The organism is Campylobacter sp. 2014D-0258 (assembly GCF_008000495.1).
GTDB lineage: Bacteria > Campylobacterota > Campylobacteria > Campylobacterales > Campylobacteraceae > Campylobacter_D > Campylobacter_D jejuni.
Genome location: NZ_VOAR01000026.1, coordinates 24,012 through 47,501 on the forward strand (window position 1 = coordinate 24,012; position 23,490 = coordinate 47,501).

Annotated in this window: 27 protein-coding genes; 15 read left to right on the forward strand and 12 right to left on the reverse strand. The window is 29.2% G+C overall.

Annotation, left to right across the window (positions count from 1 at the left end):
- Positions 1 to 14 precede the first annotated feature (14 nt).
- Positions 15 to 422, reverse strand: a complete 408-nt coding sequence (locus SR62_RS07135) for a hypothetical protein (RefSeq protein ID WP_002871865.1) — start codon at positions 420 to 422, stop codon at positions 15 to 17.
- Positions 423 to 497: 75 nt separating this feature from the next.
- Between SR62_RS07135 and ciaI the strand changes: the two genes are divergently transcribed.
- The 3 genes from ciaI to SR62_RS07150 are packed head-to-tail and all read left to right on the forward strand — an operon-like array spanning position 498 to position 2,501.
- On the forward strand, positions 498 to 1,061 hold the full coding sequence (ciaI, locus tag SR62_RS07140) for an intracellular survival protein CiaI (RefSeq protein WP_002867263.1): 564 nt from the start codon (positions 498 to 500) through the stop codon (positions 1,059 to 1,061).
- 35 nt (positions 1,062 to 1,096) lie between these two features.
- Positions 1,097 to 1,786 carry a dUTPase gene (dut, locus tag SR62_RS07145; RefSeq protein WP_002876056.1) on the forward strand — a complete coding sequence of 230 codons (690 nt, stop codon included), beginning with the start codon at positions 1,097 to 1,099 and terminating at the stop codon, positions 1,784 to 1,786.
- A 1-nt stretch (position 1,787) separates the two neighbouring features.
- Positions 1,788 to 2,501 carry an EI24 domain-containing protein gene (locus tag SR62_RS07150; RefSeq protein WP_002819467.1) on the forward strand — a complete coding sequence of 238 codons (714 nt, stop codon included), beginning with the start codon at positions 1,788 to 1,790 and terminating at the stop codon, positions 2,499 to 2,501.
- Here the strand turns inward: SR62_RS07150 and tilS are convergent.
- Both tilS and rimO read right to left on the reverse strand, forming a co-directional pair.
- Entirely contained in the window at positions 2,484 to 3,449 is a 966-nt protein-coding gene (gene tilS, locus SR62_RS07155; RefSeq protein WP_002867260.1) for a tRNA lysidine(34) synthetase TilS, read from the reverse strand. The two genes, SR62_RS07150 and tilS, sit on opposite strands and share 18 nt — an antisense overlap.
- Positions 3,439 to 4,758 carry a 30S ribosomal protein S12 methylthiotransferase RimO gene (gene rimO / locus SR62_RS07160; RefSeq protein WP_057031588.1) on the reverse strand — a complete coding sequence of 440 codons (1,320 nt, stop codon included), beginning with the start codon at positions 4,756 to 4,758 and terminating at the stop codon, positions 3,439 to 3,441. Before rimO ends, tilS begins: the two co-directional genes overlap by 11 nt.
- Positions 4,759 to 4,832: 74 nt before the next feature.
- Between rimO and SR62_RS09420 the strand changes: the two genes are divergently transcribed.
- Together SR62_RS09420 and prfB are read left to right on the forward strand one after the other, a co-directional pair.
- Positions 4,833 to 6,386, forward strand: coding sequence for a hypothetical protein (locus tag SR62_RS09420; RefSeq protein ID WP_251817527.1), 1,554 nt, complete (start codon positions 4,833 to 4,835; stop codon positions 6,384 to 6,386).
- A 109-nt stretch (positions 6,387 to 6,495) separates the two neighbouring features.
- On the forward strand, positions 6,496 to 7,593 hold the full coding sequence (prfB, locus tag SR62_RS07170; protein ID WP_002893204.1) for a peptide chain release factor 2: 1,098 nt from the start codon (positions 6,496 to 6,498) through the stop codon (positions 7,591 to 7,593).
- A gap of 76 nt (positions 7,594 to 7,669) precedes the next feature.
- On the opposite strand, the gene SR62_RS09505 is transcribed toward prfB, so the two are convergent.
- The 3 genes from SR62_RS09505 to SR62_RS07185 form a co-directional block, all read right to left on the reverse strand.
- Complete coding sequence (locus tag SR62_RS09505; protein ID WP_410002864.1) at positions 7,670 to 7,948, reverse strand: hypothetical protein; 279 nt, start codon at positions 7,946 to 7,948, stop codon at positions 7,670 to 7,672.
- A 227-nt stretch (positions 7,949 to 8,175) separates the two neighbouring features.
- Positions 8,176 to 9,294, reverse strand: a complete 1,119-nt coding sequence (gene truD, locus SR62_RS07180) for a tRNA pseudouridine(13) synthase TruD (protein WP_002893201.1) — start codon at positions 9,292 to 9,294, stop codon at positions 8,176 to 8,178.
- Positions 9,263 to 10,084, reverse strand: a complete 822-nt coding sequence (locus SR62_RS07185; RefSeq protein ID WP_002893200.1) for a thiamine-phosphate kinase — start codon at positions 10,082 to 10,084, stop codon at positions 9,263 to 9,265. Before SR62_RS07185 ends, truD begins: the two co-directional genes overlap by 32 nt.
- 86 nt (positions 10,085 to 10,170) lie before the next feature.
- Here SR62_RS07185 and SR62_RS07190 point away from each other — a divergent pair, with 86 nt between their 5' ends.
- The 10 genes from SR62_RS07190 to SR62_RS07235 all read left to right on the forward strand — a co-directional run bounded on the left by SR62_RS07190 (position 10,171) and on the right by SR62_RS07235 (position 17,868).
- Positions 10,171 to 11,244, forward strand: a complete 1,074-nt coding sequence (locus SR62_RS07190; RefSeq protein WP_002892417.1) for a DUF5644 domain-containing protein — start codon at positions 10,171 to 10,173, stop codon at positions 11,242 to 11,244.
- Positions 11,241 to 11,624: a hypothetical protein gene (locus SR62_RS07195; protein ID WP_002870895.1), complete on the forward strand. Its 384-nt coding sequence runs from the start codon at positions 11,241 to 11,243 to the stop codon at positions 11,622 to 11,624. Before SR62_RS07190 ends, SR62_RS07195 begins: the two co-directional genes overlap by 4 nt.
- Positions 11,617 to 12,300 carry a 16S rRNA (guanine(966)-N(2))-methyltransferase RsmD gene (gene rsmD / locus SR62_RS07200; RefSeq protein ID WP_002892419.1) on the forward strand — a complete coding sequence of 228 codons (684 nt, stop codon included), beginning with the start codon at positions 11,617 to 11,619 and terminating at the stop codon, positions 12,298 to 12,300. Before SR62_RS07195 ends, rsmD begins: the two co-directional genes overlap by 8 nt.
- A gap of 58 nt (positions 12,301 to 12,358) precedes the next feature.
- A complete protein-coding gene (locus SR62_RS07205) occupies positions 12,359 to 13,405 on the forward strand; it encodes a flagellar basal body P-ring protein FlgI (RefSeq protein ID WP_002892421.1) in 1,047 nt (348 codons plus the stop codon).
- A complete protein-coding gene (locus SR62_RS07210; RefSeq protein ID WP_002892423.1) occupies positions 13,405 to 13,746 on the forward strand; it encodes a hypothetical protein in 342 nt (113 codons plus the stop codon). Before SR62_RS07205 ends, SR62_RS07210 begins: the two co-directional genes overlap by 1 nt.
- A 62-nt stretch (positions 13,747 to 13,808) precedes the next feature.
- Positions 13,809 to 14,006: a flagellar biosynthesis anti-sigma factor FlgM gene (gene flgM, locus SR62_RS07215; protein ID WP_002892425.1), complete on the forward strand. Its 198-nt coding sequence runs from the start codon at positions 13,809 to 13,811 to the stop codon at positions 14,004 to 14,006.
- 42 nt (positions 14,007 to 14,048) lie between these two features.
- A complete protein-coding gene (locus SR62_RS07220) occupies positions 14,049 to 14,483 on the forward strand; it encodes a flagellar protein FlgN (protein WP_002779263.1) in 435 nt (144 codons plus the stop codon).
- A 9-nt stretch (positions 14,484 to 14,492) separates the two neighbouring features.
- Positions 14,493 to 16,319, forward strand: coding sequence for a flagellar hook-associated protein FlgK (gene flgK / locus SR62_RS07225; RefSeq protein WP_002892427.1), 1,827 nt, complete (start codon positions 14,493 to 14,495; stop codon positions 16,317 to 16,319).
- Positions 16,320 to 16,335: 16 nt separating this feature from the next.
- Positions 16,336 to 17,100, forward strand: coding sequence for a TIGR02757 family protein (locus SR62_RS07230; protein ID WP_002892429.1), 765 nt, complete (start codon positions 16,336 to 16,338; stop codon positions 17,098 to 17,100).
- Between the two features lie 3 nt (positions 17,101 to 17,103).
- On the forward strand, positions 17,104 to 17,868 hold the full coding sequence (locus SR62_RS07235; protein WP_002855301.1) for a TSUP family transporter: 765 nt from the start codon (positions 17,104 to 17,106) through the stop codon (positions 17,866 to 17,868).
- Here SR62_RS07235 and SR62_RS07240 read toward each other — a convergent pair.
- Genes SR62_RS07240 through SR62_RS07265 form a run of 6 tightly spaced genes read right to left on the reverse strand, consistent with a single transcriptional unit; the run spans position 17,861 to position 23,481 of the window.
- Positions 17,861 to 19,042, reverse strand: coding sequence for a type II secretion system F family protein (locus SR62_RS07240; protein ID WP_147502327.1), 1,182 nt, complete (start codon positions 19,040 to 19,042; stop codon positions 17,861 to 17,863). The two genes, SR62_RS07235 and SR62_RS07240, sit on opposite strands and share 8 nt — an antisense overlap.
- Complete coding sequence (locus tag SR62_RS07245) at positions 19,039 to 20,598, reverse strand: GspE/PulE family protein (protein WP_032604002.1); 1,560 nt, start codon at positions 20,596 to 20,598, stop codon at positions 19,039 to 19,041. Before SR62_RS07245 ends, SR62_RS07240 begins: the two co-directional genes overlap by 4 nt.
- On the reverse strand, positions 20,588 to 21,175 hold the full coding sequence (locus SR62_RS07250) for a hypothetical protein (RefSeq protein ID WP_002892435.1): 588 nt from the start codon (positions 21,173 to 21,175) through the stop codon (positions 20,588 to 20,590). Before SR62_RS07250 ends, SR62_RS07245 begins: the two co-directional genes overlap by 11 nt.
- Positions 21,176 to 21,178: 3 nt before the next feature.
- Complete coding sequence (locus SR62_RS07255; protein WP_002862129.1) at positions 21,179 to 21,787, reverse strand: ATP-binding protein; 609 nt, start codon at positions 21,785 to 21,787, stop codon at positions 21,179 to 21,181.
- On the reverse strand, positions 21,780 to 23,192 hold the full coding sequence (mshL, locus tag SR62_RS07260; RefSeq protein WP_002892437.1) for a pilus (MSHA type) biogenesis protein MshL: 1,413 nt from the start codon (positions 23,190 to 23,192) through the stop codon (positions 21,780 to 21,782). Before mshL ends, SR62_RS07255 begins: the two co-directional genes overlap by 8 nt.
- Entirely contained in the window at positions 23,170 to 23,481 is a 312-nt protein-coding gene (locus SR62_RS07265; protein ID WP_002862131.1) for a hypothetical protein, read from the reverse strand. Before SR62_RS07265 ends, mshL begins: the two co-directional genes overlap by 23 nt.
- Positions 23,482 to 23,490: the final 9 nt, after the last annotated feature.

Sequence of the window (23,490 nt, forward strand, 5' to 3'; positions counted from 1 at the left end):
AAAATCATAAAAATTTATTTTTTACAAAATTCAAGCTTTTTACTAAGTCCTAAAGCATTGTTAGTAAATTTAAGCCAAAAAAGCTCTAAGGCATAAATTTTTGCACTTTTATCAAGTTTAGCAAAGGGGAATTTAGAAAAATAAATTTTCATTTGCTCCTTACTTGCCATTTTAAACTCGGCCTTAGCTTGCACACCTTTTAAAAAGGCTATTTTACTTTCTTTGGCTATATTAAGTGCTATACTTGAATTTTCACTGGCTAATCTTATATGCTTAGTATCTTCATGAGAAGCGATAATAAAAGCTAAATTCTTCTCATCAAAAGCATAAAAAGCACTAGCTGTATAAACACCTTTTTCATCAATCACAGCCCAAGATAAAAGTTGCTCATTTTTTATAAATTCTAAAATTCTTTCATCCATGATTATAAAAATTATACTAAAATATTTTTAAAAATAACCGATTTTTAATTTAAACTATAAATATAAGGGGAAGAAATGCAAATTGATGCTAGCAAAAACCAAAGTTTTTCGATGGATTATACAACAAAAAGTGGCAAACACTTAGCCTTATCTATGTATGACAATCAAAGCATAAGTTATGCAAATAATGAAGAAGGTAAAACTCTTAATCTTAAGCGTCAGTATGGTTTTAGCTTTACTTTTGAAGGCTCTAAACTCACACAAAATGATCTTGATGAGATTAAAAATGCTATGAAAGAAGTTGAACCTATGATCAAAGATTTTTTAGCAAATTCTAAAGTTGGAGAGTTAAAGCCAAAGGAAATTATCGAATCAGCTATGCAAATGGCAAATGTTCTACCAACTCCAAATGATAAAAACCATCAAAATGCTATTATGAATAATTTTACAAATAAACTCAGTGATTTGCTAAAACAAAATCAAACAAATGATAAAGATATCAATACTTCTATGCTTGAAGATAGCAAAAAACTTCTTGATGAAGTTTTAGAACAAATGAAAAAACAACTTGAAAAACAACAAGAAAAAGCCAAGGAAAATCAAGATAAGACAGATGATAGTTTAAATCTTTACGCTTAAATCATATAATATTAAAAATTATCAAGGAGTTTTAAATGACAAATATCGAAATTTTAGAAAATATGCTCAAACTCCAACAAAAACTCAACGATGAAACAAACGGCTTAAATTGGGAAAATGGCTACACCAAAGAAGGAAAACTGATCAGTTGGAGACGCTGTATTTATATGGAATGTGCAGAACTTATAGACTCTTTTGCATGGAAACATTGGAAAAACATTTCAAATCCGACAAATTGGGAAAATGTGCGTATAGAGATTGTCGATATTTGGCATTTTATTTTAAGTCTTTTACTTGAAGAGTATCGCGATAAAAACAATAAAGATTTCAAAGCTATAGCCACAGAAGTTAATGCTGTAAGCGTGTTTCAAGATTTTTGCAAAGAAGAAGAATACCCTAATGAGGGTGATATTTATGGCATTTTAAATGATATAGAGCTTATTATCCATAAATGCAGTGGTTTTGGATTTAATCTTGGAGAATTACTTTCAACCTATTTTACTCTAGCTATTAAATGTGGGCTAAATCTTGAAATTCTTTATAAGACCTACATAGGTAAAAATGTTTTAAATATTTTTAGACAAAACAATGGTTACAAAGATGGTAGCTATAAAAAAACTTGGAATGGCAAAGAAGACAATGAAGTTTTAGCTCAAATTTTAGAACAAGAGCTTGATTTTGATACTATTTATAAAAAACTAGAAGAATGCTACAAAAAGGCATAATTTGGATATTTTAAAACTTGCAATCAAAGATTTTTTAAGTCTTAAATTTTTAAAATTTGCCTTAATTCCTTTGATTTTTAGCCTTATACTGATGCTTTTTTTAGGAGTACTTGGCTTTTCGGCCTTGCTTGATTATTTTAATTCTTTATTTAGCGTTGGAGAAGATTCGTTTTGGGCGTGGTTTTATGCTCTTCATTTTGTACAAATTTTAATCACCATCATAAGTTTTTTATTTTCAGGTTTTATTGTTGTTTTTGCTTCGGTTTTTTTAGCCCTTTTTATCACTTCTTTTCTTACTCCTTTTATCGCTAAAGAAATCAACCAAAAATATTACCATTATGATAATACAAACGAAGTTTCAACCTTAAAAACTATCTTTGAAATTTTTAAAATATTTATAAAATTTATAGGGATTTTATTGCTTTGCACCTTGGCTTTATTTTTACCTTTTATAAATATTTTTGTATATTATCTTGCTTTTTATTATCTCTTTCACAAACTTTTAATGATTGATGTTACAAGCACGATTTTAGACAAAGAAAGTTTTAAAAATTTTCATTCTGATTTTTCGCCTTTAGAGTTTAAATTTAGCACTCTTTGTTTTTATCTACTCTCATCAGTACCACTTTTAGGACTTTTTTTGCAAGTATTTTTTGTGATTTTTCTCACACATTTAAGCTATCAAAGAATTTTAAAACTAAAAGCTAAGGCTTGAAATATCGATTTTGTGATTGTATAAATAAGCTCTTAAAAGTCTTGGAATTTTAGCTATTCTACACTCTTCTTTGAAATTTTTAGGTAATTTTTGACAAGTTTCATACTCAAAAACAATAGCTTGTTCGTTTTTATATGCAAGTGCTATTTTACCACCTAAAACACAATCACCCTTTAAAAGCTCTTTTCTTTGTGCCGTGCTTAAAAGCAAACCTTTCATTTTCACCGCTCTAGCAATCAAGCTTTCATTTTTAGGGCAAATAAGAAGTCCTTGAATTTCTTTGATATTTTCAAAATCATAAAGTTTTTTCCTGTCTTCATCAAGATAAGAAAAACTTCTTTTTAAACCCTGATGAAATTCACTCACAAAGGCATTAGAGAAATTTTTTCTTATATAATTTCTAAAATATTTTTCATTTTCATTACTTTCATCATGGAAATAAAAAATATCTTTTTCTTTTAAAAAAGATGAAATTTCATCTTTACTTATAAAGAGTAAAGGGCGTAAAAGTGTATAATTTTGGCGTTTTTCACACTCTTGCATACCTAAAATTTCAGCCAAACCTGCTCCTCGTGAAAGTTGCATCAAAAACCATTCAAATTGATCGTTTAAATGATGGGCTAAGATAAGATGATCATAATCTTGCTCAAGACAAATTTTTTCAAAAAAATCATAGCGAAAATCTCTGGCTTTTTTTTCAAAATTACTTTGAAATTTAGGAGCGTGTTTTATGAAAATTTTTTTATGAAATTTTAAAGCAAGTTCTTTGGCTTTTAACTCTTCTAAATCACTATTTTTTCTTGTTTTGTAATTTATCATCACAAGATCAAAGTCGATCTTTTCTTGCATTAAAAGATAAAAAAGCGCACTAGAATCACTTCCATAAGAAAAAGCGAGTAAATTTTTACCCTTTTTTAAAAGGGCTAAAATTTCATCTTTAATTTGCATCTACTTTTCTTAAAGCCTTAGCAAGGAGCTTTTTATCAAGGTTTTGTAAAATTTCACATTCATAAATTTGCCCCATTTCTAAATTTCCACATTCGCTTTCATTGATAAGAATTTCCCCATCAATCTCTCTATCCCATCTTAAATCTTTAGCTGCGATAAAAAACTCTCCCTCGCTACTTTCTCCTGTGCAAACTACTAAACGCTTTTGCCCTACTTCTTTTTCAAAACTTTTTTCTATCACTTCATCAACAATTTTTTCTATGATTTTAAGCCTTTTATTGATCACTTTAAAAGGCACTTGCTCCATATCAAAAGCGGCTGTATCTTCTTCCTTAGAATACGCAAAAACACTCACCCTATCAAAACCAAAGTCTTTAACAAACTCACAAAGCTCTTCAAAATCTGCCTCACTTTCACCTGGATGCCCTACGATAAAGCCCGTGCGTAAAAAGCTATTTGGCGCACTTTTCATTAAATTTAGCATTTCTTTAAGTCTTGTGCTATTTGCCCCACGCTTCATGATTTTAAGCATATTATCACTTATGTGCTGCAAAGGCATATCAAAATAATTTACAAAAATTTCAGAAGCTATAATGCGTTTGATCAAAGCTTCACTCGCGCTCGTAGGATAAAGATATAAAATTCTAGCCGCTCTTATGCCTTTGATTTTTTCCACCTCATCGATTAAGCGTATAAGCCCATCTTTTTCACCCTTATCAAACAAATAAGAACTCGTATCTTGTGCAATAAAAGAAAAGTCCTTATAACCTCTAGCTACCAAATCTTTAAGCTCAGCTATAATGCTACTTATCTCGCGAGATTTTAACTTGCCTTTAAAACTTGGGATGGCACAAAAAGAGCATTTTTGATTACAACCTTCGGCGATTTTTATAAAAGCATGGGAATTTGAACCTGTGATAATACGTTTAGAATTTTCACTCTGCAAATAAGTCGAATTTGAAAATAAATTTGTTTTTTTAAGTATCATTTCATCGACTCTTTCATAATCACCCACACCTGTGAAAAGATCAACCTCAGGAAGTTCTTTCATAAGTTCTTCGCGGTAACGCTGCATCAAACAACCCGTAACCACCAAAAGAGAATCTTTTTTTCTTTGTTCGTGCAAATCCAAAATCGCATTAATACTTTCTTTTTTTGCACTATCGATAAAACCACAAGTATTTACGATTATAACATCAGCTTTGCTTGGTTCATCGCAAAGCTCATAAGCACTAAGACGTCCTAGCATAATCTCACTATCGACTAAATTTTTATTACAACCTAAAGACATAAGATAAAGTTTTGACATTTTTCTCACTTTTTTAAATTTTTTGATAAAATAATTCCTTAAAATCATATCAAAATAATAATTAGGAAAAATTTATGAATGAAAAAAATATAGTTTTACTTGGTGGAAGTAATTCTGTAATGGTAAATGGGCTACAAAAAGGGTTAAAAGAAGGTATTGAAAAATTTAATACCACTGTCAACAAGGAGCAAGAGAAATTAAAATTTTATAATTTAGCCTTGGGAGCATCTTCATCGCTACAAAATTTATATGAACTTAAACGCAATAGAAACAGAACTATATTAAAAAATGCTAAACTTATTATTTCCGAATCAAACATAAACGACTCTTGGTCTTATAATAATTTTGAAATTTACGGAATTATAGAATCATTTTTTACAGAATTAAGTTGTTTGAATAGTAAAATATTAATTCTAATACTACCTTTTTTTAATTACAATTCTAAAGTCATTAACCAAATTCACAAAAAATTAGCTCTAAAATTTAATTTTAATATTATCGATATAAATAACTATTATGAAAAATTTAATTTAATTGATTTTTCTTTTTTAAGAGAAAAAGATGGCTCTCATCAATTTGATATAATTTACACACAATTAGGAAATAGTATTATTAATAATATAGAAAATTTTTTAACAAACAATACACATAACGTACACAGTTCAACCTTTCATTTTAAAATTTGCGAAGCAGATGTATTAGAAAATTTATCAAAAAAAAATATCATATATTATCGCTCTAATTCTGCTTTTAATGAAAAATGCATAAGGTTATTTGACTCCAATCTACTAAAATTTCCAAATAAATATAAAGGGTTTAAACTGATAGGTTATCACTGTTGGACAACCGAAGAAGATGCAAATATTTGTGTTTCACAAAATTGGTTAGAAAGACGAAAAATTACAAGCAATATTCTTATTTATAATAAAAATGGTGAGGTTTTATTAAAACCTTGTCTTGATAATATATTTGTTGATATATATTCTTCCATTTGCATTGATGAAGATACATACATTAAAGTTAATAAAGATTCATTATCTTATTGTGATTTCATTGCATTTTTTTTAGCCTATCCAAAAAAACATATTAATGATAATTTAAACTTTGAAAAATTACAAAATATTAACATAAAAATTCCAAAAAAATATGATTTTAATCACTTAATTCCCCAAATAGAAATTTATAAAGAAATCATTAATGAATATCATTTTTATAAGGATAAATCTACCTTATCACAAGAAAATCTGTTAAATTTCCAAAATAACTACGGAAAAGCTAAAACAAGAATTCAAAACCAACTTTCTTATAAACTAGGACAAGCTTTGATTATAAATTCTAAAAGTGTATTAGGCTACTTATCTTTACCTTTTATAATATTAAGCATTGTTATTTCACATAAACAAGAACAAAAGGCTTATAAATTTAAAATAAAGAAAAATCCAAATTTGGCTTTACCACCTTTAGAAACTTATCCTGATTATAATGAAGCTTTAAAAGAAAAAGAATGTTTTACTTATAAATTAGGAGAAGCTTTTATTAAGGCTAGTAAGAATTGGTATGGGGGGGGGTATATCAAATTTATACTCAAAGATGCGCCTAGGTTGAAGAGAGAAATTAAGAAGAGGTAAAATAAGCAAATTTCTTTAAACATTCGCAAAATATAAGAAATTGTGCAATAGATTTTTTAATGTAAAATTTGCTAAAATAATATCTTAAAAATGAAGAAAGAAAATTTTTATGGATAACTACGAATTTAGCGAACTTTTAAAAACTTTAAAAAACAAAGTCGGCAACATAGCCTCCATCATCAAGCCTGAAAATATCCAAACAAGGCTTAAAGTAATCGAAGAGCTTGAAAATTCTCCTTCTTTTTGGAGTGATGTTAAACAAGCAGGAATCATAGGTAAAGAAAAAACTAAAATCACCAATCTACTTAAAAACTATGAAAATGCTTTTAATGCTCTAAATGATGCAAGCGAACTTTTCGATCTGGCCAATAGCGAAAACGATACAGAAACGCTTGAAGCTTTATTTAATGACGCACCAAAACTTGAAGATACTATCACAAGTCTTGAAATTTCCATGCTTTTAAGCGGGGAAAATGATGGTAAAAATGCCATTGTTTCCATTCACCCAGGTGCAGGTGGAACAGAAAGTAATGACTGGGCAAGCATACTTTATAGAATGTATTTAAGATTTTGTGAAAGAGAAGGTTTTAAAGTCGAAACTTTAGACTTTCAAGAAGGCGAAGAAGCAGGTCTTAAAGATGTGAGCTTTTTAGTTAAAGGCGAAAATGCTTATGGTTATTTAAAAGCTGAAAATGGTATCCATCGTTTGGTAAGAACTTCTCCTTTTGATAGTGCAGGACGCCGCCATACAAGCTTTTCAAGTGTTATGGTAAGCCCTGAACTTGATGATGATATAGAAATTGAAATCGAAGAAAAAGACATAAGAATAGATTATTACAGAGCAAGTGGTGCAGGCGGACAACATGTCAATAAAACAGAATCGGCTGTGAGAATCACGCATTTTCCAACCGGCATAGTTGTACAATGCCAAAATGACAGAAGTCAGCACAAAAACAAAGCCACCGCTTTTAAAATGCTAAAATCTCGCCTTTATGAACTTGAACTCATGAAACAACAAGATAGTGCTAATGCCGGAGAAAAAAGCGAGATAGGCTGGGGGCATCAAATCCGCTCTTATGTGCTTTTCCCTTATCAGCAAGTCAAAGACAATCGCAGCGGAGAAGCTTTTTCTCAAGTAGATAATATCCTTGATGGGGATATTAAGAAAATGATAGAAGGCGTTTTGATTGCTTTAAAAGCGGAGTAACAGGCTTAAAAATAAATAATTTCCGCAAAATGTCGGTATAAAAAAGAATTAGAAAGATAGCGGGATTTTCCCGCTATTAATATAAACCTGCGTCTTTTGTTTTATCTATTACACTGCAATAATCTTTTAAACAACTAACTAAAACTAACCTATAATTTTTATCTTTATCCATTAAAAAAATATAATTGCTATATTTTTCAGGACTTTGTTTTTTCATATCTTTGATGTGATTAGAAGCCCATACATAAATTTCTTTTCCTTCTTTAATAGAAGAAAGATTTTTTAAAGAAGCAATATCATAAAGCTTATAATTTGGATATTTTTTCATAATCTCTTGATTACCTAAATCAAACATAGCTTGATCGTTGCCATTGTTTTTTAACTCGACTAAATCGCCATCGCCACACAACCTATAATCAAAGTCATAGCTCCTAAAGCCAAAGCACTTGTTAAAATCTTTTTCATTTTTACTCCTATTTTAAAAATTAAATTAATATAATTATACCTAAATTTAAAATTTAAATATCATTTTTGCAATAAATTCTAAAGTAAAAATCACATAAAATTTAACTCACAATCATTTCATTCAAACAAATTTTTATGCAAAATTTCTTCTAAAACCACAGTGGCATAAGAGCCTTTTTGTAAAAAAAACTCTATACAAAAATGAGCTTTTTCTTCATCATAACGCCATTTTAACTCTTCTAAATATCCCCACATAAAGCGTCTTGAACCTTGCATTTTGGATTTAAACTCCAAAGCATCTTTAAAAATTTCATTTTCTAAATTTAAAGCCAAACCTTCTCCTGTTTCATAAGTCTTAACACCGATTAAAAGCCCCATAGCACTAATGTCTCTTGCTCTAAAACGCTCAAGCTCAGCACTTAAATCCTCGCATAAAAAACACTTTCCAAAAGGATAATGCCCTAAAACTTCGCCTTTTAAAAGTTTAAAAAATTGCTCTTGTTTTTTAAGTTCTTTAGCTTCTTCTTTAGAAATTTTATAAATTTGGATCAATTCTTTTTCGCTAAAATCATTTGCAAAATGTGATAACTCCACTCTTTTACTCACATAGCGATTAAAAAGCTCACTTTGAAAAGCTGAAATTAAAAACTCTTTCATTTTTACATTTTTCATCTTTTTGCCACGCAAAATTTCAAGCCCTTCTTTATAATTATCTCCAAATTTTCCAAAACGCTGATAACCAAAATAATTCGCAAAACCTTGTTTATCCAAATTCATCAAAGCTTGTTCTAGTTTTAAAGCATCGCTTGGCATTACTTTTTTTAAGCGTATGAAAAAAGAATTTCCTTTTAAATGCCCTATTCTTAGCTTGTTTTCATGGGTAAAAATTTCTAAAATTTTAAGTTTAGGATGAGAAAAATTTGACAAAAAACTCTCAAATTTTTTAGGCATAGAAAGGTATTGAAAGGTTGATCCTTGCTTGTCTTTAAGCCCTGCATAACCAAAATCTCTTATTTTAACCCCGCTTACTTCGCTTAAAATTTTTAAAGCTTCATTTGTGGTTAAATCTTTTTTATTGATATGCAAAATAAGATGCTCACCCTTACCGCTAAATTCATACAAAGGTCTTTCACGCACTACAAAATCATCGCTATTTTTACTAAAATACGCATTAATAGGGCTGTGTTTTAAACTATACAAAGGCTTAAAAATGATGTTCTCTTCCGCTAAATTCATATTTTCCTTTCACTGCTTTTCCAAAGATATTTAATTTCACGCCGTGTTTTTTGGCTATTGTTTCTATATTTTGCTGTTCTTTTTCATCAAAAGCAAATAAAATTTCATATTCTTCTCCACTATAAAGCGTATAATCATCAAGTTTTTTAAACCAAGAAATACCGCATTTATTTAAGGCTAAAAGTCTTGATAAATCCTTGCTTAAACCATCTGAAATATCCATAGCACAAGAAATTAAAGGTGCGATTTCATAAAAAAAACTAGCTCTTAATTTTGGCTTTATAAATACATGGTTTGGTTTTAAAGTACCCCCATTTTGTAAAATTTCAAGCCCTTTTAAACTTTGCCCTAATTTTCCTGTATAAGCAAGTAAATGTCCTTTTTTTAAACCTTTTCTAAAAACAGCTTTATTGTTAATCTTTGAAATGATAGTAAGACTAATGTCTATTTTATCATTGCCTATAGTATCGCCGCCTATGATTTTTATATTAAATTTTCTCGCTGTTTTTAAAAAACCTTTTTGCAAGGCTTTGATCTCATTTTCGCTTAAATTTTTTGGTAAGGCAAGTCCTAAAAGTGCGTATTTTGGTACAGCATTCATCACAATGGTATCTGAGATATTGACAAGCATTGCTTTTGTAGCGATTTGCTCTAAGCTAAGCCACTCTCTTTTAAAATGCACATTTTCAAAAAACAAATCCTTACTATAACACCAATCATCAATAATAACTCCATCATCGCCATTTTTTTCATTTAAAAAAGCTTTGATAATAAAATCTTCTTTATTCATAATGCGTGATTTTATAAAATTTCCTTTTAAATTCTAGTGAATTTTAAAAAAATTTTATATAATATAGAAATATTTAAGGAAAAACCATGAAAAAATTAGAATTAAGAATTTTTAGATTTGATAAAACCAAGGATTATGAGGCTTATTATAAACCTTATATTTATGATAATTATGAAAATTTTGCAAGTTTTTATGATCTGCTTTTGCAAATTCAAGATGATGATATTTATTTTGATTTTGATAAAGATGAAGACACTTATATAGTTGTAAATAAGCAAATCATACCACTTTTTACACCTTTAGAAAAAATAGCAAAAGAATTTGATTTTAATCTTTGTATCGAGCCTTTAAGTACAAAAAGAGCTATTAAAGATCTTATCATTGATAAAAATGATTTTTTAGACAAATACAAATATCTTGAAAAATTTGGCAATGAAGAGGATAAAAAGCTTTATGCAAAATATGATTATTTATATTATGCAAGTGAAATTTTAGACTATCTTCCTGAATATATGGGTGATGGAGTGTTTTATTTGGCTTCAAAAATGATAGAAAAATATCCTGAAAAAAAGATAGAAATTTTAAAAACTCTAGCAGATAAAGAAAAGGGTATTTTTTATCATCTTGAAAGCAAAAATGAAATTTTAGAAACAACGATCAAAAACCTACAAAATGAAATTTTAAATTTAGGGCTTTTTGATAAAAATATTTTACACTTTGATTTACCTAAAACCAATGCTTTTGACAATGAGATCAAAGAACTTAAGGAAATTAAGCATAATTTTAAAGATTTCAATATAGCTTTTTATGGTTTTAATGCTTGTGATACTTTAAAATCCAAACTTGAGGCTAAATTTATTTCCTATGAAAACAGTACAAAAAATAATGGTTTTACTTTGCTGAATTTAAATCCTACACTAAGCTATAAAATGGCTGCAGATATTGTTTTGGACGCTTATGATAGCGGGGCTGATTTTATGGTAGTAAAAGAAGAAAAAGATTTTTATCTTTTTGATACTTGTGCTAAAAAACTTATGCAAACAAGCAAAAGAGATTTTGAAGACTTTTATATTTTAAGCCGTTTTGAGTTTTTAGCCCTTATCCAAGGCATACAAGCTCCATCATTAAAAAATCACACTTTAAAGGTTAGTTTGATATGAAAATCTCTTTAGAATGTAAAGATCTCATCATAGAAAAAACTTTAGAACTTTTTTTAAAAGATCATTTGGTAATGAAAAAAGATTGTGATTTTATCATTAGTGATGAAAAAATTCACACCGCAAAACCCTTATTTATCATCTCTAAAAACTCTCCATTTTTAAGCGTGCCATTTAGCAAAGAAGCCTTGTTTGAGTCTTTAAATGAATTTGATAATGCCTTAAAAGCAGCAGCTTTGCAACTTGCACTTGAACAAAAAAGACTGCTTGAAGAAAAAATTGACGCTATTGCTTTAGAATTTAAAAAAGATTATGAAAATAAAATCGATCTTGCCATAAAAGATCTTAAAAACAAACTTGTAAAAGCACTTAATGATGAATGATGAATTTATAAGCGTTAAAGACTTTTTTAATCACAATGAAAAAAGAAAAAAATTGCTTCAAAAACAAGAAATTAAACCTCCTAAAGAAAAAATAAAAAAAGTCAAAGAAACAAAGCTTTATACAAATATAGAAAGTGGTAAATACAAGGGAAAAAAACTACTTTTACCTAGTCTTACAACAACAAGAAGTACCAAAAGCATAGTAAAAAGTTGTGTTTTTAATGTAATAAGAGAAGATTTAAGAGATAAAATTTTCATTGAAGCCTTTGGTGGAAGTGCTTTGATGGCGGCTGAAGCACTAAGCAATTATGCTTTAAAAGCTTATGCTATAGAACTTGATGTAAAAGCCTATAAAATTGCTTTAGAAAATGCTAAAAACATAGATCCAAATTTAGAAGTGATCCACGCAAATACTTTTGAAATTTTACCCCGACTCATAGAAAATTCAAAAAATGAAATCATCTTATATCTTGACCCGCCTTTTGATATCAGAGAAGGTTTTAGCGATATTTATGAAAAAATTTATCATTTTTTAGAAAATTTAGATTTAAAGACTTTAAATTTAATCATTTTTGAACACCACTCAACCATAAAAACTCCCGAAAAAATCCAAAATTTTCAAAAAGTCAAAGAAAAGAAATTTGGATCAACTAGCTTAAGCTTTTACGCTTCTTAACTTACTTGGAACACTTCTTGCTTGATCTATCATCAACAATAGATTAAAGGAAGAATCCATGAGAGTTTTAACGATATTTTTACTCTTTATGACAAGCATTTTTGCAGTGCAAATCAAGGATGTAGCAAACACTGTAGGTGTAAGAGATAACCAACTTATAGGTTATGGACTTGTTGTAGGGCTTAATGGAAGCGGCGATGGAACAAGCTCTAAATTTACACTACAATCCATCTCAAACCTTTTGCAAGGTATGAATATCAAAGTAGATCCTAACGATATCAAATCAAAAAATACCGCAGCTGTTATGGTTACAGCCAAACTTCCAGCCTTTGCAAAAAGCGGAGATAAACTTGATATTACCGTTTCATCTATGGGTGATGCAAAATCCTTACAAGGCGGAACACTTTTACTGACTGCACTTCGTGGGATTGATGGTGAAATTTATGCTATAGCACAAGGCTCTATCTCAACAGGAGGTTTAACACCTAGACCAGGAGGAGCAGGTTCTCACTCAACTGCTGCAACCGTAATGGGTGGAGCTAATGTAGAAAGAGAAATTCCACAAAATTTTAGTCAAAACAATGATCTAACCTTAAGTTTAAAAGTAGCGGACTTTAAAACCGCAAATGATATAGAAAGAGTTTTAAATACCATTTTTGGCGAAGAAGTGGCTAAAGCCATCGACTCTCGCACAGTAAAACTCAAAAAACCTGAAGATCTTTCAAATGTTGATTTTATGGCAAGAGTTTTAGAACAAGATATAGCTTATAAACCGCAAAGCAAAGTTATCATTGATGAAAGAACAGGAACAGTGATTGCTGGAGTTGATGTAGAGGTAGAACCTGTTTTAATCACTCATAAAGATATCACCATAAAAATAGATCCAAACAATAACACAGTAGCTAATCAAAATGAAATCGATATGAAAGATGGTGGTTTTATAGATCCAAGTTCAAATACCTTAAGAATTAACAATGCAAAAAGTACAGTTGCAAATATAGCTAGAATGCTTAACAAACTTGGAGCAACCCCAAATGACATTATCGCTATTATGGAAAATTTAAAGCGCGCAGGTGCAATTAACGCGGATTTGGAGATCATCTAATGAAAGTGGATAATTTTTTAAATACCTATAGTATGAATAGTGCTTTACTTGATCGTGCAACCAAAGCAAGAAGTTTAGAATCAAGTATTAAAATAAATGATAATGATATAGTCACAAAAACCAAAGAAGATGAAGCCTTAAAAGAACAAACGGATGCTTTTGAAGCATTTTTTTTAAAGCAAGTTTTAGACGTATCTTTAAAAAGTCAAAATTCACTCTTTGGAAAAGATGCCAGCGATGAAATATACTCTTCCATGTATAACGATACTATGAGTAAAGCTTTAAGTGGAGGTATGGGTTTTTCAAAATTATTATACGATTTTTTAAAAGAAAGGGGTTAAGTTTTTTAAATTTAGGTCGATATGGTTTGTAGAGGATTATAACTAAGATCAAGGAGGCAGAAATGATCAATCCTATACAACAAAGTTATGTGGCAAATACCACATTAAATACAAATAGAATAGATAAAGAAACTAAAACAAACGATACTCAAAAAACGGAAAATGATAAAGCGAGTAAAATCGCGGAGCAGATTAAAAACGGTACTTATAAAATCGATACAAAAGCTACGGCTTCTGTGATTGCTGACTCTTTAATCTAAAACTTTCATTCTCCTTTTTTTTGAGAGAGAAAAGGAGAAAATATGCTTAAACAAAGACTTGATGAAGTAAATGCTATCTTAGCAAAACTTATTGCTTTAACCGAAGAAGATATAGAAAATATCAAAGTGGCTAAACATGAGAGTGTAACGCCAAGTGTAGAAGAAAAAAACAAACTTATCGCCGAATTTATTACAGCTAAAAAACAACTTGATGTTGCCTTGGTTGAGCTAAATAATAGCTCTACAAAAGGGCTTAGTGAACTCTTAGATGATGAAGATAAACAAAAACTAGATCTACTTAAAAAAAATCTTCAAAACCTTCATAGTAAAAACAAAGAGTATGCTAAATTTGTTCTTATTGTCAAAGATTTTCTTGATGGCTTAGTAAATAAAATGTTTGATATCAATGATGGAACAAATAATGCTTATGGAGATAAAAAGACAAATCCAGAGTCAATTTTCAAGATCAATGTATAAGGATTTATAATGGGTATTTTTGGAACATTATACACAGGTGTTACAGGCTTAAAGGCAAGCGAAGTTCAAATCGCAACAACTGGAAACAATATCTCAAATGCTAATGCAACTTTTTATACACGCCAAAGAGTGGTGCAAACTACAAATGGGTATATTACCACAGGTGGAGTTCAAGTAGGCACAGGAACTGCTGTAGAAAGTATAGTACGTTTGCATGATGAGTATTCTTACTATAAATTAAAAGGTGCATCAAACCAACTAGAATACACTAAATATATGGCTTCAACCTTGCAAGAAATCGCTCAACGTTTTCCAGACTTACAAAATACTGGAATTTTGCAAGATTTAGAAAATTATAACAAAGCTTGGAATGATTTTGCATCTAATCCCAATGAAAATGCCACAAAAATAGCCCTTGTAAAAGCTTCTCAAACCTTAACAGAAAGCGTTAATAACACTTTTGCAACCTTGGATAAAATCCAAAAAAAAGTAAATGATGATATTAAAAATACAGTTGATGAGATTAATAAAATCGGCGAAGAAATTGCTACTATAAATAAACAAATTTATGGGCAAGAAGCCTTACCAACAGAACACGCAAATGAGCTTAGGGATAGAAGAGATGAACTTGAACTCACTCTTTCAAAGCTAGTTAGTGCAGTTGCAAGCAAAAATGAAATCAATCAAGACAATCGCCTTGATACAACCATCACTGATCCAGGACATCAATACAATCTAAGTATAGAAGGTTTTAGTATAGTAGATGGGATAAATTTTCATCCTTTAAAGCTTGATTATGATGATAAAAATAAATCTTATAGCATTTATTATGAAACTCCTGATGAAAAAGTTCGCGATCTTACTGCAAAGATTAGCGGGGGACAGCTTGGTGCTCAACTTGACTTACGCGGTAGAAACTATAGCAAAAGCGAAGGAAAATATGAAGATGGAATTATCCAAGGTTATATGGATTCTTTAGATACTTTTGCTAAGACCATGATCAATGAAACTAACAATCTTTATGCAAGTTCTGCGAAAAGTTCTGTTACTTCTGATTATCTATCTGGGCTTAAGGGAGATATTCCTTTAGTTAATTACGATAGAACCATACAACCAGGAAGTTTTGATATAGTCATTTATGATGATAAAGGCGATAAAAAACTCACCAAAACCATCACCATAGATGTAAATACAACCATGAATGATATCATGCGTCAAATCAATGCTAACACAGATGATAATAACGATCACAATGCAAATAATGATGTTGATGATCATATCAATGCAAGTTTTAGCTACGATGCAAAAACTGGAGATGGTTTATTTCAAATCAATGCAAAATCAGGTTTTAAGGTAGCCATTGAAGATAAGGGCACAAATTTCGCAGGTGCGTTTAGCATAGGTGGTTTTTTCAGTGGAACTGATGCAAGTAATATGAAAGTAAAAGATTCCATCTTAAATGATCCAAGCACAGTAAGAGCAAGTTTAAGTGGGGTTGATAGTGGAAATGACATGGCAAATAAAATCATCCAACTTCAATATGAAAAAGTTAATTTTTATAATGAAGATGGCACTATCGATAATCTTACCATGGAAGAATATTACCGCAAACTTACAGGTAAAATAGCCTCAGATGGTGAAAATAACAATGTCGTCAATTCAAGCAATGAAACTCTTTATAATTCTGTTTATAGCGAGTACCAATCTAAAAGTGGCGTAAATACAAATGAAGAATTAGCCGCCCTTATACAATATCAATCAAGTTACGGTGCAGCAGCAAAAATCGTCTCTACCGTAGATCAAATGCTTGATACCTTACTAGGGCTTAAATCTTAAGCTCTAGTAATATCAAATGAAAAATTTTATCCATCTTAAAGCTAAGCTTGATTTTTTAGCCAATCAAAAAAATACCAATCATTCCCTTTTTGAAACTCCAGATCCTTTGCAAATTACTAAAATTCACAATGATGAATTTATTGCCTTAATTTGTGCTTTATTTGCCTATGGAAATGCTAAAAATATAGTAAATTTTCTAAAGAAACTTGATTTTTCTTTATTAAACCTTCAAGAAAAACAAATAAAAAAAGAACTTAAAAATTTAAAATACCGCTTCCAAAATGAGAAAGATATACAAGAAATTTTTATCACTCTTTCAAGACTTAAAAATGAAATTTCACTCTACGAACTTTTTTATCAAGCCTATCAAGAAAGAGAAAATACCACAGATGCCATCTTAGCTTTTATGCAAAAAATCAAAACCTTAAATTCATATTCAAGTTATGGGTATGATTTTTTCTTTGGAAAAATTTGGCAAAACACCCCTACTTCACCTCTTAAACGCTATAATATGTATCTAAGATGGATGGTTAGAAAAGATGAACTTGATCTTGGACTTTTTACCAAAATTCACACCAAAGATCTTTTAATTCCACTTGATACACATACACATAAAATTTCCTTGACTTTAGGACTTCTAAAGCGTAAAATATATGATTATAAAAGTGTTTTAGAACTCACGCAAAATTTAAAAAAATTAGATGCAAATGATCCTATAAAATATGACTTTGCACTCTATCGTTTAGGGCAAAGTAAGGAAATTGACAAATTTAAGGAGTGAAAAATGGGCTTTGAGCACTTAGATACAATTTATTATTTCATACTTTTTTTTGTAGCTCTTTTTGCTGGTTTTATAGATTCTATTGTAGGTGGAGGAGGGCTTATTACTCTACCAGCACTCATAGCCTGTGGAATTCCTGCGCATTTATCCTTAGCAACAAACAAACTCCAAAGCGTCTTTGGTTCTTTTACGGCTACTTTAACTTATTTTAAATCCACCACTCTACCTCATCTTGCTTGGGGTGTTTTTTTTACAGCCTTAGGAGCAGCTATAGGAAGTTATAGTGTTCTTTTTGTAAAAGATGAGCAATTAAAGCTTATTATCTTAATCTTTTTAACTCTTACTTTCTTATATACAGCCTTACGTCCTAACTTAGGCAAACACGAAAGCGAACCTAAAATAAAAAATATCAAAATTTTTCATTTAATTTGTGGCTTAACTTTAGGATTTTATGATGGATTTTTAGGGCCTGGAACGGGTTCATTTTGGATTTTTGCTTGTGTGATGCTACTAGGTTTTAATATGAGAAAAGCAAGCATTAATACTAAAATTTTAAATTTCACTAGTAATATCATTGCTCTTGCTATATTTTTATGGCAATACGAACTTTTATGGGCTGTAGGCTTGCTTATGGGCGTAGGACAAGTTTTAGGAGCTTATTTAGGCTCAAAACTTGTATTAAAAACTAATGGAAAGTTTATAAAAACTTTATTTTTAATCGTTGTAGGAGCCACTATCATTAAAGTAGCTTGGGATTATTTTAGTTAAAATTGACCCCTGAGCTAAGCTCCCACATAGGTAAAAATATACCTAAAGCCAAAAACAAAACTAAAAGCGCCACAAATAAAGTCATCATAGGCTCTAAAAAAATCAAAAATCTATCCATTAAATTTTCGCTTTTTTGTTGATAATATTTGGCAATTTCTTCACTTAACACTTCAAGTCTTCCGCTTTTCATCGCAACACTAAGCATAGAAAATACCAAAGAATCAAAAATATCAATCTTTTTAAAAGCCTGACTTAACTCAAGACCAGAATCTATAAAATTAAAAAGTTTTTTATACTGAAAAATTAAAAATTTATTTTCAAGCCCTATAATAGCTAAATCAAAAGCTTTGGATATTGAAATTCCATTTTTTAAAAGCAAAGAAAAAACCATAAAAAAATAATAATTTTGATTATAAATAATCAAACGAGAAATCAAAGGTATTTTTAAAAATAAAAAATCGCAAGAAAAAGCAAAAGAATGAAAATTTTTATAAGCTAAAATAAGCATAACAATAAAAATAACAAACAAAAATAAGCAAAAAATTCCATAGTCATCTAAAAAATTATAAATTTCTAACATTACATGCGTGATAAAAGGCAAACTCGTGCCTAAATTTTCAAATAAATCTTTAAAATTAGGCACTACAAAAAGCATTAAAAACAAAAATGCTCCGATAATACTTAAAAAAACCAAAGTAGGATATCTAAAAGCCTTTTTTAATTGTTTTTGACTCTCTAAGCTTTTTTCTCGAAGTTTAGAAATTTGACTAAACACTTCGCTGATTTTTCCTGTCTTTTCAGCCGTTTTAATCAAGGCTAACTCCGCACGATTTAATCCAAAATTAGCATTTTCAAAAGCTTGATTTAGATTTTGAGCTAAAATTAAATTGTCTAATATTTTTTTCATAATCTTGCAAGAATGCATAAGATATAATTCTCTAATCGCTTCTTGAACACTTAATCCAACTTCACACAACAAAGCCAGCTCTTTAAAAAAGAGTATAAAATTTTCATCTTTTAATCTCTGAAAATTAGATTTTTGAATTTCTTTTATATCAATGATTTTCCAATTCTTTGATAAGGCTTTTGCTTGTGCTGTATTTAAATTTTCAGCTTTTATAGTTTTTGTATAATTTTGATTGTTTTTAAGAAATTCTACTTCATAAAATTTCATCTTACAACCCTTAAAAGCTCATCTATACTTGTAAGACCTTCTTTGGCTTTTTTTAAACCTTGTTCAAACATAGTTTGAAAACCATATTTTTTTGCAAGCTCCATTAAAATCGTTTTATCTTGATTTTCCCTAATTGCACAAGCTAAATCTTCATTGATCTCTAAGCACTCAGCGATTAATTCTCTGCCAAAAAATCCACTATGATGACAACGCTCACATCCTTTTGGTTCAAAAAATTCACCTTCAAATTCAATATAATGTTTTTTGCTTTTTTGCTTACACCAAGGACAAAGTTTTCTAACCAAACGCTGTGCTATAACAAGACTCAAAGCTGATGCTATCAAGTAACTTTTTGCTTGCATATCCAAAAGCCTATCAATGGTACTAAGAGCATCATTAGTATGCAAGGTGCTTAAAAGCAAATGACCTGTTAAAGAAGCTTTAAGTGCAATATCTAAACTTTCTTCATCGCGAATTTCTCCTATCATGATAATATCAGGATCTTGCCTTAAAATTGCTCTTAAAACACTATTAAACTCGACTCCAACTTTTGAATTGAGCAAAATTTGCTGCACTAAAGGAATTTTATACTCTATAGGATCTTCTGCGGAGATAATCTTTTTTTCAATACTTTTCAACTCATTTAAACACGCGTATAAAGTTGTGCTTTTACCACTACCTGTAGGGCCGGTTAATAAAATCATTCCATTGGGACGATGTAAAATCTTTTTTAAAATTTCTAAATTTTTATTTCCAAGATTTAGTTTATACAAATCCAAAATTTCTTTATCATGTTTCAAAATTCTTATAACAACACTTTCGCCATAAATCAAAGGCAAACATGAAACACGAAAATCATATCTTTCATTTTCAAAATCTAATTCAAAACTTCCATCTTGTGTTTTTCTTGATTCAGCTAAATTCAAACAAGCTAAAAATTTGACATGAAAAACCAAAGCTTCATAAATATCCTTCTCAAAAATAGCAAATTCACGCAAAATTCCATCAACCCTAAATCTAATCAAAGCGTCATCATTCCTTGCTTCTATATGAATATCACTCACATGAAAAGATAAAATTTCATGTAATAAAAAATCAAAAATTTGACTGATGCAACTTTGATCATCTCTTTTTTGATTTTCTTGCCATTCAAGTCTAAGCTTAATGCTTAATCTTTTAATCTCCTCTTGAATGCGAATTTGATTTAAAATTTTAGCTATCTTTAATTCATCGGCAATTGCAGTGTCGATTTTTTCACAAATCATAAAAGTCTTAACTTGCTCTAAAAGCTCTAAAGAACAAGGTTTGGATCTAATAATCATAAAGCCGTCATTGTTTTTAATAAGCAGAAATTTAAATTTTAAAAGTAAAGAAAAAGGTATACCTTCATAAATAAAATCATTATCTTCATCTAAATCAACAAAATGTAAATTACAAAAATTTGCTAATTTTTTAAAAAAATCCCAAGAAGTGATATTAAATTTAGTGCAAATTTCATCAAGACTTATTTCATTATCAATATAAGCTTGAAAAATTTTATCCATTCTACTTTCCATCTAATTCCATTAAACCATAATAATTTATATAAGCATCTAAAGCACTTTGAGCTTCTTTTTCTTCGCCTAAAGCTCTTTTAGCCTGAGCAAAAATCAGCCAAGAATCTTGTTTTTTCTTGTCAAGTTCATTGGCTTTTAAAGCCCAAAATATTGTCTTTTGATAAGCTTTAATATCAAAATACTTCTTAGCTAAATTTAAAGCCTTTTCATAGCTTGGATTTTGATAAAAAGATTTTTTTAAATCAGAAATATTTAAAATTTTAGAATCAATTTCTATCTTACTAATATGTGTATTTTCCTGCACCGCTTTAACTTCTTCTAGTTCTTTATATAACTTTTCCCTAGAAATCTTATTTTTTTCTTGTAAAATTTGCGCTTGAAGAATCTTTTGCTCTAAATGCTTTTTATGTTCAATAGCTTGCAAATAAATATTTTTTTGCTTATTATATTTTTGCATTAGCACAAAAAAACAAAATGCTATAACTGATATTAAAATAACTAACAATAAATATTTTAAATATTTTTTAAGTAAAAAGTATTTATACCTAAGCTCAAGCTCTTTAATTCTTTCTTGCATATCTTACCTTAATAAGCCATTCTCTAAAGCACTAAGCTTTAAAATATACTCTTGACTTTTATTTTTATCAAAAAAACTATTTATCTCATAAAAACTTTTTAAAGTTTTATCAATATATCTTAAATTTCCTTGAGAAATTTTTTGTAAAAACTTAAGACATTTATTTGAAAAATTCATTCCGAATTTCAATTTAATATAATCATCAAGCTCTAAAAGACTAATATTTTTCAATTCAAAACAAGCACTTAAACGACTTTTAAAATGCTCTTTTTTAAGTATATTTAACTTTTTATGAGAACTTAAAACAAAACTTATAGAATCACTATAAATCCTAATGCTTTCTAGCATTGCATAATCATACATTCCTACTTCATCAAGAATGATTAAACTCTGACCTTGTGAAATCAAAAACTCAATTTTTTCTTTTAAGAAACTCTGATCTTTAAAATTTTCATTAATAAAATCAACATTATATTTTTTTGCCAATCTTTGCAACAATACACTTTTACCGCTACCACTTTTTCCCCATAAAAAAATAAAAGCTTTTTGGCTTTCTAAAATTTGATTGATTTGATGAAAAATTTCTTCTCTAAATGGAATAATTTTACTCATAATGCTTAAATCCTAGATCTTTAAGACTTGGAGCGTTTACACTATCTACTATACTTGGAGTGATAATAAAAACAATTTCGGTTGCTTTAGAATTTAAAACTTCTCCTTTAAACAAAGAACTTAGGATTGGAATTTTTGATAGAAAATTGATAGAATTTTTCTCATTAGATTTATCGTGAGAAATCAATCCACCTAAAATTAAAGTTTGATTATTCTCTACTTGCACAACACTAGAAAGCTTTTTTTGTATGGTATCAGGAGCAATAGTTCTTGGTTCTTTTTGTCGTTTATTATCTTCTGGATACTTAAAATCACTTAAGCTTGGATTAATCCTAAGCATTATTTTTCCATCATCAGAAATTTCAGGCAAGATATTGAGTAAAATGCCTACAAAAATAGAATAATTGTTATAACTTTCACTAACAGTAGTCCCATTTTCAGTGCCTTTAGAGCTTTCTTTAACTTGATAATTTATAGTATCGCCTACAGAAATAATGGCTTGTTGGTTATTTAAAGCCATAAGCTTTGGATTAGAAAGCACGCTAGTTTTTCCATTTTGAGAAAGAAAGTTAATAATAGAATCAAAATTTAAATTCGCCCTTAAACCCAAATTCTTAACAAAACCTTGCCCATTTTGAAACTGAATAAAAGAATTTTCATTATTTACTTGTGAATTTAAACCTATATTAAAATTTTGCCAATTAATCCCACTAGAATGGCTTTCATTTAAACTCACAGCAAGTATGCTAACATCGATAATAACTTGTTTTTTAAGACGATTTTCTAGTTTTTGCAAATAATTTTTCACACTTTTTAACTGAGAATTTGTTCCAGTTACTATAATAAGACCTGCATTGGGATTTATAATGGGAGTTTTAGCCTCATAATCTTCATGAGAATTTTTTAATAATACAATAATCTCTTTTTCTATATTTTGCCAAAAATCAAATTTTTCCATACTTTTAATCATATTGTCTTCTGCGTCATCAAAACTACCGCTATATTCACTTTGCCTTGGTTTAGCGTCTACAGACGCTTTAGTTATGCTTTGTCCTTCTCTGATAGAAGTGATATAACTTATCTTAAAAATCTTCGTATTAATGCCTGAAATTCTTAAAATTTTACCATCAAAATCATAGCTAAGATCATGCTCTTTGATAAAAAAATTAAAAATTTCGTCTAAACTCATTTGATGAATATTGACAGAGTTTTGCAATGTTTCTAATTTTTCTTTGGCAATTTTATCTTTAACAATAATACTAAAAGAACAATATTTTGCAAGCTCATCAAGACTTTCTTGTATGCTTAATTTTTCATTAATACTGATATCAAAAAGACGCTTTTGACAATCTAAAGCATAAAGATAATGGCAAAAAAGAATGTTAATTAATATTAATCTTATCATTTTTATTTATTTGGATTGCAATTTCTAAATTATCATATTGGAATTTAATCTCTTTAGTATTTATTTCATGTATTATAGCATCATCAATCATATCACCTTTTTTATACCATCGATCATAAATTTTTACTTTATCAAGCATAATTGCAGTAATTTTAATATGTCTTAATTTTTCAAAAGTAGGATTCACAAATGGGTTTTGAAGAGTATTAAAATTTATGCGATTTTCTTTATCTATAAGTTTAAAGTACTCTTCAAAATTATCTTGTGCAAACAAAGTGCTAAAACACAATGTAGCACT